Annotated in this window: 8 protein-coding genes and 1 tRNA gene; 7 read left to right on the top strand and 2 right to left on the bottom strand. The window is 63.9% G+C overall.

The window, feature by feature from the left end; translation table 11 throughout:
• Nucleotides 1-177: 177 nt before the first annotated feature.
• The 6 genes from KBW98_RS02110 to KBW98_RS02085 all read left to right on the top strand — a co-directional run bounded on the left by KBW98_RS02110 (nucleotide 178) and on the right by KBW98_RS02085 (nucleotide 4,890).
• A complete protein-coding gene (locus KBW98_RS02110) occupies nucleotides 178-447 on the top strand; it encodes a type B 50S ribosomal protein L31 (RefSeq protein ID WP_211518435.1) in 270 nt (89 codons plus the stop codon).
• 112 nt (nucleotides 448-559) lie between these two features.
• Nucleotides 560-2,302: a glycosyltransferase family 39 protein gene (locus KBW98_RS02105; RefSeq protein WP_211518434.1), complete on the top strand. Its 1,743-nt coding sequence runs from the start codon at nucleotides 560-562 to the stop codon at nucleotides 2,300-2,302.
• A 258-nt stretch (nucleotides 2,303-2,560) separates the two neighbouring features.
• Nucleotides 2,561-3,028 (top strand): hypothetical protein, encoded by a 468-nt coding sequence (locus tag KBW98_RS02100; RefSeq protein WP_211518433.1) that lies wholly within the window; start codon nucleotides 2,561-2,563, stop codon nucleotides 3,026-3,028.
• Between the two features lie 101 nt (nucleotides 3,029-3,129).
• A tRNA-Leu gene (locus KBW98_RS02095) sits at nucleotides 3,130-3,214 on the top strand.
• 184 nt (nucleotides 3,215-3,398) lie between these two features.
• Nucleotides 3,399-3,608: a hypothetical protein gene (locus tag KBW98_RS02090; protein ID WP_211518432.1), complete on the top strand. Its 210-nt coding sequence runs from the start codon at nucleotides 3,399-3,401 to the stop codon at nucleotides 3,606-3,608.
• Between the two features lie 292 nt (nucleotides 3,609-3,900).
• The gene (locus tag KBW98_RS02085; RefSeq protein WP_211518431.1) at nucleotides 3,901-4,890 is read left to right on the top strand and encodes a putative phage abortive infection protein; all 990 of its coding nucleotides are present in this window, start codon (nucleotides 3,901-3,903) and stop codon (nucleotides 4,888-4,890) included.
• An 844-nt stretch (nucleotides 4,891-5,734) separates the two neighbouring features.
• On the opposite strand, the gene KBW98_RS02080 is transcribed toward KBW98_RS02085, so the two are convergent.
• The gene (locus KBW98_RS02080; protein ID WP_211518430.1) at nucleotides 5,735-8,728 is read right to left on the bottom strand and encodes an EAL domain-containing protein; all 2,994 of its coding nucleotides are present in this window, start codon (nucleotides 8,726-8,728) and stop codon (nucleotides 5,735-5,737) included.
• Nucleotides 8,729-8,983: 255 nt separating this feature from the next.
• Complete coding sequence (locus KBW98_RS02075) at nucleotides 8,984-9,718, bottom strand: ABC transporter substrate-binding protein (RefSeq protein WP_229428930.1); 735 nt, start codon at nucleotides 9,716-9,718, stop codon at nucleotides 8,984-8,986.
• Nucleotides 9,719-9,986: 268 nt separating this feature from the next.
• On the opposite strand from KBW98_RS02075, the gene KBW98_RS02070 reads away from it, so the two are divergent.
• Entirely contained in the window at nucleotides 9,987-13,322 is a 3,336-nt protein-coding gene (locus tag KBW98_RS02070; protein WP_211518428.1) for an MHYT domain-containing protein, read from the top strand.
• Nucleotides 13,323-13,341: the final 19 nt, after the last annotated feature.

The raw sequence follows: 13,341 nt of genomic DNA, 5'->3' as shown, positions 1-13,341 counted from the left end.
AACATATCTCTAAAGCAAATTTATCCTCCTGGCAATACATGTTTTTGTTGCAGAACTGCGCTCCTCAGATTAAAATCTCCGGTTCAGTCAACCCTGGCAAGTGATCGGCAATCGGGTCAAGAAGCAGCACGACCGACGAAGTGCCTTTTGGCTACCAACCTATCTAAAGGCAATACCATGAAGACCGATACCCATCCGGATTACCGCGAAGTCCTGTTCCACGACGTGTCCTGCGACTTCAAGTTCATCACCCGTTCGACCATCGCCACCCGCGAAACCGCTACCCACGAGGGTAAGGAATACCCGCTGGTCAAGATCGAAGTCTCGGCTGAATCGCACCCGTTCTACACCGGCAAGCACAAGATCGTCGACACCGCTGGCCGCGTCGAGAAGTTCCGCCAGAAGTTCGGTTCGGTCGGCTCGAAGACCGCGGTCGCCAACGGCTAATTGCCGGGCGCCGATCCGGAGCGATCCGGAGCACCAGAAAAGAAGCCGGTCTCCGGCTTCTTTTTTTTTCGCGGCTATACTACGCGATTATTTTCCAGCATCAGACTGATCGATGAAACCCGTCCGCCTTCCCGCCGCCGCCACCCTGGCGCTGCCCCGCTGGGCCCTGCTCGCCCTGGGCATGCTGTACATCCTGCCCGGGCTGATCGGCCGCGATCTGTGGAAGGAAGACGCCGGCAGCTTCGGCATCATGTGGACCATGGCGCGCGGCGGCCTGGACGACTGGCTGTACCCGAACGTCGCCGGCCTGGCCAACGCCGAGGAAGGCCCGCTGGCCTTCTGGCTGGGCGCCCTGTGCATCAAGCTGTTCGGCTGGATCCTGGGCGACGTGCTGGCCGCGCGCGTCTCGACCATCTGCATTTTCGTGACCGGCGCCATGTCGCTCTGGTACACCGCCTTCCACCTGGGACGCCGCGCCGAAGCCCAGCCGCTGCGCCTGGCCTTCGGCGGCCAGCCCGAACCGGACGACTACGGCCGCACCCTGGGCGACACCGCGGTCCTGATCTACCTCGGCTGCCTCGGCCTGCTGCTGCAGAGCCACCTGACCCTGGCGCCCACCCTGCAGGGCGCGCTGCTGGCCTATTTCCTGTACCGCGCGGTGCGCTACGTGGAGCACACCAGCACCCGCAACGCCGTGCTGGTCGGCCTGTCGCTGGGCGCCCTGACCCTCACGCGCGGCTTCCTGGCGCCGCTGGCCCTGGTCGTGGCGCTGTTCGCCTGCACCCGCTACCTCAAGCTGCCGGTTGCGGCCACCCTGCGCCACCTGGCGATCGCCCTCGGCGTGGCTTTTGGCCTGACCCTGGTGTGGATCCTGCCGGCGCTGCTGGCCCAGCCCTACGGCATGTCGCCGGTAAGCGACTGGCTGGCCTGGAACAGCCAGCAGCTCGGCCTGCCCAGCCTGGTCTCGCTGAAGGCCTTCTTCCGCATCGGCATCTGGTTCTTCTGGCCGGCCTGGCCCTTCGCGCTGTGGGCCGTGTGGGCCTGGCGCCGCCAGCGCAAGCTCCTTCACATCGTGCTGCCGGTCTTCTTCTTCGCCACCCTGGCCGCCCTGCAGCTGTGCGACCCGGCGCCGGAGAACGGCGACTTCCTCAAGATGCTGCCGCCGCTGGCCCTGATGGCCGCCTTCGGCCTGCCGACCATGAAGCGCGGCGCCATCAACGCCATCGACTGGTTCTCGGTGATGGTGCTGACCATCCTGGGCGCCTTCGTGTGGCTGTTCTGGGTCGCCAAGCTGACCGGCTGGCCCGCCCAGCTGGCCAAGAACGCGCTCAAGCTGGTGCCCGGCTTCAAGCCTGAAGTCGGCATCGTCGCCTTCGTGGTGGCGACCGCCGCCAGCATCGGCTGGATCATGCTGGTGCAGTGGCGCCTGTCGCGCCAGCCCTCGGTGCTGTGGCGCGCGGTGGTGCTGTCCTCGGGCGGCCTGATCCTGCTGTGGGTGCTCCTGATGACCCTGTTCCTGCCCGACCTCAACTACAGCAAGAGCTACGCCGGCGTCGCCCAGCAGATCGCGGCGCGGCTGCCGGCCGACAGCGGCGCCGACGGCAGCGGCAGCGGCTGCATCGACACCAACATCACCCCGGCCCAGCGCGCTTCGCTCGCCTTCTACGGCCGCCTGCCCTTCAAGACCCTGGCCGGCGGCGAATGCGACTACGTGTTGCTGCGCGACAGCGTCAAGACCCGCGACGACCGCGAGATGATGCGCAAGTACGGCGTGCGCAATCCGGCCGCGCTGTGGGAAGGCCGGCGCGCCTCGGACCGCGACGAACGCTTCCGCCTGTTCCGCCGCGACCGCTGAGCACACTCATCCATATGGAAAGCCGCACGGACCGCCGTGCGGCTTTTTTTTCGCCTGCCCCAGGCCGCATCCGCCACCAGTGCGCGCTCCCCGGGCGCGATATGAGAACCTATCTCCAACAATCGGCGCGTTTGAGTCCCGTTTGAGCCGAGTCAATCCTCGCACGGCGGTGATCGTCAAAATGGTTTGGTCCACCCTACCGAACGATCCCGGCCAGGCCCCGGCCCGGACACTCAAGCACGCAGCAAGGAGACGATCATGAAAAGCGTTACCTTTTCTGAAATAGTGCGCGTTCACCAGCGGCCGGGCTACCTGCGCCGCATCGCGACCTGGCGCCAGTCCCTGCCCTGGGCCCTGACCCTGCTGGCCGGCCTGCCGCTGCTGATGCTGGTGCTGCACCTGATCGACCCCGGCACGCCCCTGCCCTACATCGTGGTGCCGGCGCTGCTGGGCGGTGTGCTGCCCGTATGCATGCTGGGCCCGGGCCGCTTCGAGATGCAGACCCGGTTCGACGCGCACTACATGATCAGCACGCTCGACGAAGCCATGGCGGCCCTGGGCTACCGCAAGACCGACGCCAACGCCGAGAGCATCCGCTACTACCGTCCCCGCCCCTGGCTGCGCCGCCAGGAAGGCGCCATCACGGTGGCGGTGCGCCCGCATGCGCTGGAAGTCATCGGCCCGGTGGGCAGCCTGCGCCTGCTTCAGCACCGCATTGCCCGCTGAGTTCACCCGGTCTGGGTGCGGCACGACGATTTCGCGCCGCACCCGTCAGTTAGACTGGTCAGTTACACAAGGCATGTGCTAAGATGCGCGCCTGCTATTGGGCCTCTGTGGCGGAATTGGTAGACGCACTTGACTCAAAATCAAGCGCCGAAAGGCGTGCCGGTTCGATTCCGGCCGGAGGCACCAAATAACGCGCTTTCATAGTGAAAAGTCGCGTTTCCCATAGCATCACTTCCCTAGGAAATGCTGTGTTTCGACATCATTTCCTGACGACAGCTCCCTAGAATCTCCCCTAAAATTCCCCACCTAAGGAAATACCGAAGCTCAAGCATGGGCCGTTGCGCGTGAAACTTAGATACGCCGAACGGTGTTGGCAGACTTCAACACCGGCAAGCTTAGCCAGGATGTCTTTGATCGCTACCTGCATGAAGTCTCGGTGCATAAATCAGGCGCCCAGTGGAAGACAGTCCACCTGAACGCCATCGCCGCCTACGGATCCATCACAAAGCACTTAGCTGTCGCGCTGGCGATGTTATTCGCGATCAAACCCACGATGCGAGGGGGCGAGACCTCCGCCTAAAGTCAAACGACGTGAGTGGCGAGACGGCGATGTTAGACAAGCTTAAGAGAAGGGCATAGCGCGGCCTCCTACTTTCAAGCGCCCATCGAGTTGCTTGATTTTCTCCCCATGGTCCCGGCCAGCGAACCATTGTTCAAAATTTCTAGTGCTTCTCTTGACACACTCTTTCACAAGTCTAGGGAAGACTTTGGATTAGTTCTAACGTTCCAAGATACACCTCACAAAGCAATCACCCGACTGGCGTCCAACTCAGTGGTTTGGATGTTGTACGGTAGGTCACCGAGACTGGAAAGTGCTGCAGGAGTACTACGTAAGCGCAGAAGATATTGCGTTGAAATATACTGAAATTCCACTACAGAAAATAATGTCATCCATTAAAGAACTTCAAGATCAAACCGACGAAGAAGTCAGCAACTTCTTCGCCGAAAAAATGCTGAGAGACGGCAGAAGGGTTTTCTGGGGAATAGCCGTAGCAGCTTTGAGCGCTCTGGCACTTTACGCGGGAAAATTCGGCTTCACTCTTGCCGACACCAAGGATGAATGGGGTGTTTTCGGTGATTTTCTTGGGGGATTATTGAACCCCATAGTGGGGATAGCGACCGTATTTCTCGTGCTTCTAAATGCGAGACTACAACGCTTAGAATTGAGGAACTCATTGCGCGAAATGAAGAACTCAAACTCGGCCTTGGAAAAACAGAATAAATCCATTAGAATTCAAGAATTCCAGAATGTATTTTTTAATTGGCTAAATACATATAGAGACGCCGTAAATAGTGTTAGTACCGCATTTCCAAATGGGAAATCTTACTCTGGCCAAGGTGCTCTTTTAAAGATTCATAAGCATCATATGATGCGCCCTGAGGTAGAGCGGGTTTTTGCAAATAGATTAACCGGACAAGATTTCAACTCGCTATTCAATACATCTACCGTCTCTAGCGCAGCCGCTGAACAAGAAGCGGAAGATGCGATATTAAAAGCTTGGGAATTGACAAAGCAAATAGAGCTGGAAAACCTTGAAGTTCCGATGCGATCTCTACTCGGTTTAATGGAGTGGATTGACAATCAATCGTTTGAGATACCCCTACCGCAAAAGCATCAGTGTTTTCGAATAATTCGCGCCAACCTTTCAAGCGCAGAGCTGATATTCCTATTTTACGAAAGCTGGAGTTTAAGCACGCGTCAAATTAACATTATAAAGGAATTCTCTGTCTTGGAGAAATTGCCCATGAATTTCGATCCACTTGTAATTTTCATGAAATCGAGGGCCAATCATTTAGATTGAAATTATTCTTGACCTTTCGCTAGCTCTCAGTCAGCTTTATAATTCTTTAAACGTGGTTCGCCCCTGAGCTTGTGCCTGACGGCACTCGCGCAGATCCTTCACGCGCGGCCTATATTTGATCATAGTCCGTCTACCGCCAATTCAAAAGTCTGCCACCTCTTGATAGAGTCTGAGACCACCAATGATCAATGATCAAGATTTCTTAACTTTCGTCGGAAAACAGTGGGAAGTCGTCCACCGATTGATAAACCTTCGTAGTTCTCAGGTTCTAGTCCCAGGGGTGGGTTTCTTTGAAGAACCTGATCCACCGGCGGAGGCCTTCAATCTCCCCCTCGTCTTGGCGTATGGAGTACTAGACCAAGTGTTCGATAGGTTGTCCGAACAGGAGATACTGCCACGCTATAGACCTCGCACACCTCTTGGAACGAAGCTTGAAGACGCAAAAAATAGGTTGCAGTGGTTAAATTACCAAGAAGTAGTGTCGGGCAAGGCAATCAGAAATGCGCTAGCTCATGAGGGAATAATTGCAAGCAAAGAAACATGCACTCGATTCGTCAAAGCAGTCGAACATGAGCTTGTAGGCTGGCGAGTGATTCCTGACGTCTATCGAACAAGCTGATGAAGTACGTAAAACTGACGCAATAGTTTCGCAAGCGATTGGTTTTACCGATGAACTGATTCTGGCTGAAGGCATCAACACCATGCAGCATCCTGCATGAGCCAAACTGAAACCCGCGTTTCTTATAGGACTGCGGTTTTTTGTTTTCTCAACAGGTGGTGTAGCCGGAGAAATCCTGCTCGCTCGGCGCCGCCCGCAGTGGCGCCTTTACTGCCCGGCATCGCGCTAGGAGATGACGCTCACGGCCAGCAAAGCCCCGATCTCCTCCGCCGGCCCAGGCTTCCCAAACAAATAACCCTGGTAACGGTCGCAGCCCAGCTCCTGCAACATGGCCCGCTGCTCCTCCGTCTCCACCCCCTCGGCAATGATCGACAGCCCCAGCGCCTGGGCCAGGGCCACCACGCTGCGCGCGATCGAGGCGTCGTTCGGATCGACCAGGATGTCGCGCACGAAGGAACGGTCGATCTTGAGCTGTTCCAGCGGCAGCCGCTTCAGATAGGCCAGCGAGGAATAGCCGGTGCCGAAGTCGTCCAGCGAGAAGCAGACGCCATGGCGCCGCAATTCCTCCATCTTCTCGATGGTCTCCTCCACCCTGTCGATCACCATCGACTCCGTCAGCTCCAGCTTCAGGCGTGAAGGATCGGCGCCGGTGGCGGCGATGGTGTCCAGGGTGTCGCGCACGAAGCTGTCTTCCATCAGCTGGCGGATGCTGATGTTGACCGCCACCGTCAGGTGCGCGCTGGCGGGTGTGGCGCTCCAGCGCACCAGCTGTTCGCAGGCGGCGCGCAGGACCCAGGCGCCGATCGGCAGGATCAGGTCGGTGTTCTCGGCCACGCCGATGAACTCGGCCGGTCCGATCAGGCCGCGTTCGGGATGGCGCCAGCGCAGCAAGGCCTCGGCGCCGATCACGCGGCTGCCTTCGACCTGCGGCTGGTAGAACAGTTCCAGCTGGCGTGCGGCCAGCGCGTTGCGCAGCTCCACCTCGAGCTGGATGCGGCGCTGGACGCGCTGCTCCATCCAGGCTTCGAAGAAGCGCAGCGTGTTGCGTCCGTCGGCCTTGGCCTGGTACATCGCCAGGTCGCCTCGCTTCATGAGCAGGTCGAGCGATTCGTCGGCGTGGGTGCAGAGCGTGATCCCGATGCTGCAGCTGGCGTGGTGCGCCAGGCCGCCGATCTCGTAGGGGGCGCTGACCGCCGCCAGGATTTTTTCCGCCAACAGCTCGGTGTGCAGCCGCGCCTCCTCCTGGTTGGCGCCGATGGCGTCGAGCATAACCACGAACTCGTCGCCGCCGAGGCGGGCGACGGTGTCGTTGCCGCGCACGCAGGCGCAGAGGCGCTGGGCCACCTGCTGCAACAGCTGGTCGCCGGCGATGTGGCCGCGGGTGTCGTTCAAGTCCTTGAAATTGTCGAGATCCAGGAACAGCAGCGCGCCGACCGGGGCGCCATCGGCATCGGCGGACAGGCAGGACTGGACGCGTTCGAACAGCAGCCTGCGGTTGGGCAGGCCGGTCAGTTCGTCGTAATAGGCCAGGCGCTGGTTACGCTCCTGGGTCTGCTTCAGTTCCGTGATGTCCGATACCGTGCAGACGTAATGGGCGATACGCCCCGCTTCGTCCGGCACGGCGCTGACCGACAACAGGGCCGGATACAGGGCCCCCGAGGTGCGCTGGCCCCAGGCGTCGCCTTGCCAGCGCTGCTGGGCCGCCAGCATGTCCCAGAAGCGCGCATCGAGGCCGCGCCCGTCCCGGTTCAGCAGGAAGGGCAGCGTGCGCGATCCCACCAGTTCGGACAGCGCATAGCCGCTCATCGTGCACAAGGCCTGGTTGGCGTCGACGATGGCCCGGTCCGCGCCCAGCACCAGCATCCCCTCATGCGACTGGAACACGGTGGCGGCGAGGCGCACCGACTCTTCCATCTGCTTGCGGCCGCTGATGTCGCTCGAGATGCCGCACAGGTAGCGCGTCGCGCCGACCTCCAGCGCCAGCGAGATCTTGGTCGACAAGAAGGTGCGGCGCTCGCCGCCCGGATCGCGCGCGGACTCCTCGAACAACTTGCGCCCCCCTTCCCGCATCACCTCGACGTCGTGCGCGCGCAGCGCGGGAGCGTGATCCGGGCCGAACAGCTCGAAATCGTCCTTGCCGATGATGTCCGCCGGCGGCATGCCCAGCATGCGGCCCAGCGCCCCGTTCGCATAGCGATAGCGGAACTCGGCATCCTTGATGTAGACGGGCGAATCGACGCTGTCCAGGATGGTCGCGAGCTTGTTCTCGGTATCGCGCAAGGCGCGCGCGCCCGCCGTCGCCTGGCGACGGAAACGCAGCGCCGCCGCCAGGGCGGCCAGCAGCAAGACGGCTGCGAGCCCCAGCAGCCAGAGCATGCGCTTGCCGGATTCATGCATCGAGCCCCGCAGCTGCCAGCGTTCGATGATCGCGAAATATACCGAGTCGGGCTGGGCCTGCCATATCGCCAGGTGCCGGTCGATCGCCGCGAGCTCCTCGCCGTGGGTACCGCGCCGCGCCGCGTAGAACAGGCGCGCCGGCAGGAACACGATCGGCGTGTCCTGCAGCCCATAATCGGCGGCACGCGTGTCGCCATAGAACTTATTGGCCGCGGCCAGGTCTGCCTTGCCCTCGCGCACCAGCTGGAATGCCTGGTCGAGCGAGGAGGCCGCGATGAAGCGCGTGTTCAAGCCGTAGCTGTTCGCCAGGGTCGGCAGGAAGGCCGCCTGGACCGAGCGGTCCAGGACCGCCACGCGCTTGTCTCTCAGGTCGAGGATGGAGGCGACCTTGACCGAGCCCCGGTACAGCTGCGACCAGCTGAGCAGGGCCGGCGTGCGGTGATAGGACAGGCGGATGGCGCGCTCGTCGGTATAGGCGACGTCGGGCAGCAGGTCGATGTCGCCGCGTTCGAGCATGGCCAGGCAGCCGCTCCACGCGCAAGGGACGAAACGCAGGCTCCAGCCTTCGGCCTTGGCCACCTCCGTCAGCAGGTCGACCAGGATGCCCGCTGCCCGCCCTTGTCCGTCGATAAACAGCTTGGGTTCGTTGTTGTAGATACCGACCCGCAGCTCCCGCGCCGGCGCCGCCCAGGCGGCAGGCGCCTGCAGGGCCGGCAGCAGCGCCAGCACCAGGCACAGCGCCAGTCCCGCGAAGGCGCGCGCGCGCCCGCGGCGGCATGGACGGCCGGGCGCTTGTAACGGTGGATGGCGAACACCCGTCATACGCGGGCGGCGCCCCCGGAAATGCGGCGGGAAGGCACACGCGGCCTCCCTCTCGCCTGCACGCTTGCCTTGGCAGGCGACATGACTTTTTGCATGATGCTCCCCGAAAACTGTCGTGCCAGGCACCATCCCGGCTGGGAACGGCATGCCGCCCCGCCTGAGAGGCGTGGTGTTTTTCACAAGCTTGTGGCTGGAAGATTACCATGTGCGCGGCGAGCGCACGGGAGCCGGGACGGGCGCGCCCGGCGCGGGTGCTCAGCGCTTGCCGGCGGCCGCCGCGCTGCCCGCCACGCCCCAGCTGTCATAGGAGCGCTCGATGCGCCGTCCCGTCCCGTCCCTGGCGATTTCGGCGAAGGCCAGGTTGAGGCGGTCGATGACGCTGTCCGGCACGGCGCGGTTGCAGGCCAGGTAGACCTCGATCCGGTTGAACACCAGCACGGGCACGATCTGCTTGTCCCAGCCGTGCCGCGCCAGCATTTCTTCGCTCGAACGCACGCTGGCGGCCCACAGGTCGATGCGGCCCAGCAGCAGCTTGCGCGGGTTCATCATGTCGTTCGGGGTGGCGTCCACCTGGAAACCGCGGTCGCGCAGGAACTGGTCGCGCGCATCGCCGATATAGGTGCCGATGCGCAGCGTGCGCGCCTGGTCCAGGCTGTCGAGGTTCCATTCGCGGTCGGCGCGCCCCATCAGCACCCATTGGCCGACATCGGTCGGGCCCGCCCACTTGAACAGGCGCTCGCGCTTGGGGGTGCGGGTGGTCGAGTACACGCAGGCATCCGGACGCTCGAGCGCCGCGGCGTAGGCGCGTTTCCAGGGCAGCAGTTCGATGGTATGCGGCACGCCGGCGCGCTGCATCGCTTCGCGCACCTTGTCGGTGGCCACGCCGACCACGCGCCCCTTGTCGAGCATGCTGGATGTGCCGGATTGCTCGGTCGTGATGTACAGGCGCGGCATGTTCGCCGGCGCCCCGCTGGGCGCCGGCGCGGCCATTGCACACGCTCCATGCAGCGCAAGCACAACAGTGGCACCGACAAATCTGTTCAACATGCGCAGCTTGCTCCTCTGCCTTTTGGATGAAGGCCAGCCAAGCATACCAGCAAGCCGAATTTTCCCCAACGCGGGGTGCGGAAGGTGGCGCGGCTGCCACAGTCCCGCCCTTGTCTCGGGATGATTCCGGTGTTCAAGCAGACTTTCCCAAACGAAAATGAGATACTGTCCAGCTCACCCAAAGGGCGTAGCTCCGCCGCCCGCCATCCCTATGTTGCAAATTTTTTCAGTCCCCACCGACCCATCCCTGCTGACCTACGGCGTCTACGAGCCGCGCCTGGTCGTGCTGTCGCTGCTGGTCGCCATCTTTTCCTCCTGGATGGGGCTGCAGATTGCGGGCCAGGCCAGCGTCAACCGCGCGCAGCGCACGATCGTGCTCGCCACCGGCAGCCTGGCGCTGGGCGCCGGCGTGTGGGCGATGCACTTCATCGGCATGCTGGCCTTCAACCTGTGCACGCGGGTCGACTATGACGAATTGACCACGATCCTGTCGGCCTTGCCCAGCATCGCGGCGTCCTTCGTCGCGTTGACGCTGATTTCGCGTCCGCAATTGAAGCGCGGCAACCTGCTGGCGGGCGGCGTGCTGGTCGGCGCCGGCATCGGCGCGATGCATTATTCCGGCATGGCCGGCATGCGCATGAGTCTGAGCCTGCACTACGACCCGCTGATGTTCGGGCTGTCGATCGTGGTGGCGGTGGTGCTGGCCACGCTGGCCCTGGGCGTGCGTTCCGGCCTGTCGCGCTTCAAGTCGATGTCCGAGTCGCGCCGCCTGCTGCTGGCCGCCATCGTGATGGGCTGCGCCATCGCCGGCATGCACTATACCGGCATGGCCGCCGCGCGCTTCATTGGCCAGGTGGCGCCGGGCAGCCGGGGCGACGTCAACAGCGACTTCCTGGCGCTGGCGATCACGGTGATCACCGTCGCCTTCACCTTGTTCGTGGTGGCCGCCAACGGCCTGCTGCGCTACCGCCAGATGTTCCTCGACCTGTCGCGCAGCGAAGCCTGGATGCGCGCCCTGCTCACCACCACCGTCGACGGCGTGGTCACCATCGACCGCGCCGGCGTCATCACCGAATTCAACGCCTCGGCCGAACGCATCTTCGGCTGGCGCCGCGACGAGATCCTGGGCCGGCACATCGATCTCCTGATCGCCGACCAGGAAAACGCGGAGAAGGACGGCCTGCTCGGCATCCTGCGCCAGGGCAGCCTCGATTCCTTCGCGCGCAGCAGCGAAGTGCTGGCCAAGCGCAAGGACGGCAGCGTGGTGCCGGTGCGCCGCTCGATCGGCCACGCGAAGCTGGGCAAGCAGGACCTGTTCGTCGGCTTCGTCACCGACATCAGCGAACGCAAGGCCATGGAGCAGGCGCTGCGCGCCAGCGAGCAGCAGTTCCGCTCCCTGATCGGCAACATCCCCGGCATCTCCTTCCGCTGCACCCTCGACGAAGGCTGGCCGATGGTCTTCATCAGCGACGCCGTGGAACGCATCACCGGCTACCCGGCCGCCGACTTCCTGGGTTCGCCGCCGCGCCGCACCTTCGGCGCCCTGATCCACGCCACCGACCGCGTGCGCGTCAACGACGAACTCGACGCCGCCCTGCGCAGCGAGCTGCACTACCTGGTCGAATACCGCATCCTGCACGCCGACGGCAGCGTGCGCTGGCTATGGGAGAACGGCACCGGCGTGCGCGACGAGTCGGGCGCGGTGCGCTGGCTGGACGGCGTCATCCTCGACATCACCGAGCGCCGCCAGATGGAAGAAGCGCTGCGCGACGCCAAGGAAAAGGCCGAGCAGGCCGCCGCCGCGCGCGCGACCTTCGTGGCCAACATGAGCCACGAGATCCGTACCCCGATGAACTCGATCCTGGGCTTCACCGACGTGCTGCTGGACGGCGAACTGAACGTGGAGCAGCGGCGCCACCTGGACACCATCCGCAACGCGGGCAAGTCGCTGCTGCGCCTGCTGAACGAGATCCTCGACACCGCCAAGCTCGAGAAAGGCGCGGTCGAGCTGGAACAGAACGACTACAACCTGCTGTCGCTGATCGACGAGCTGTCCTCGACCCTGGCGGCGAACGCCCGCGCCAAGGGCCTGCACCTGGACATCCAGTACGACCCGGCGCTGCCGACCGGCCTGCGCGGCGACGAGCTGCGCATGCGCCAGGTGCTGACCAACCTGATCGACAACGCGATCAAGTTCACCGCCAAGGGTTCGGTCACCCTCAGGGTGCACGCCGACGGCGACCAGCTGTGCATCGCCGTGATCGACACCGGCATCGGCATCGCCCAGGACCGCCTGGATGCGATCTTCGATCCCTTCACCCAGGCCGACGCCTCGATGACCCGGCGCTACGGCGGCACCGGGCTGGGCACCACCATCTGCAAGCAGCTGGTGGAACTGATGGGCGGCCGTATCTGGGCCGAGAGCGAAGTCGGCCGGGGCACCAGCTTCCACGTGCGCGTGCCGCTGGTGCTGGCGCGCTTCGCCCAGCAGGCGCCGCGCGTGCGCAGCGCCGCCGTGCTGCCGCCGCTGCGCGTGCTGGCGGCCGACGACGTGCCGCAGAACCTGGAGCTGCTGCAGCTCCTGATGGCGCGCCGCGGCCACATCATGACCGGCGTCGGCGACGGCGCCGCCGTGGTGGAGCTGGCGACGAAACAGGACTTCGACCTGATCCTGATGGACTTCCAGATGCCGCTGCTCGACGGCCTGTCGGCCACGCGCGCGATCCGCGCGCACGAAGCGGCCGGCAGCCGCCGCCGCGTGCCGGTGATCGCAATGACCGCCAGCGTGCTGGCCGAGCACCGCAGCGCCAGCGTGGACGCCGGCATGGACGGTTTCGCCAGCAAGCCGGTCGACTGGTTCGCGCTGTCGCACGAGATCGCGCGCGTGCTCGGCATCGCCCAGCAATGCGCGGAGAGCGCGGTTTCCGGCATCCCCGGCCCGGCGCGCGAAGTGCTGAACCGCCGCGCCGGCCTGCACCGCTGGGGCGGCAAGGAAGACACCTATCTCGAGGCCCTCGAGCACTTCAGCCGCCAGTACGCGCAGCTCGACCAGCTGCTGCGCCTGCACGCCGCCGGCGGCGAGCACCAGGAGCTGCGCATGCTGGCCCACAAGGTACGCGGCGTGGCCGCCAACGTCGGCCTGGAACAGCTGTCCGACGCCCTCGGCCTGCTGGAACACGCCACCAACGCCGTGCCGACCGACGAGCACAAGGCGACGGCCGCGCTGGAAGCATCGAGCAAGGCCGTGAGCGAGGCGCTGGCGGCGATCCACGCCAGCGGCGCCCAGCCGGAGCCGGCCGCGCAAGCCGCGACGGTCGACCTGGCGCGCGCCAGGCGCGCGGGCGGCGTGCTGCTGGAGGCCCTGCGCCGCGGCGCGCTGGACGACGGCGCACTGGCCAGCCTGTCCTCGGCCCTGGCCGGTCACGCCTGCGCGCCGCAGGTGGCCCAGGTGCGGACCGCGATCGGCGACTTCGATTTCGACCTCGCCCTCGAACAGCTCGAAGCCGTCCTCGGCGCACTCGGGGACGAAGGCACACCCCAGCACTAAGCCCAGCAATTCAGGAATA

Origin of the sequence: Massilia sp. ST3, from assembly GCF_018119405.1 — a bacterium.
Lineage (GTDB): Bacteria > Pseudomonadota > Gammaproteobacteria > Burkholderiales > Burkholderiaceae_D > Telluria.
Note: the sequence above shows the minus strand (reverse complement) of the source record. Positions and strands in the feature narration are given on the sequence as shown.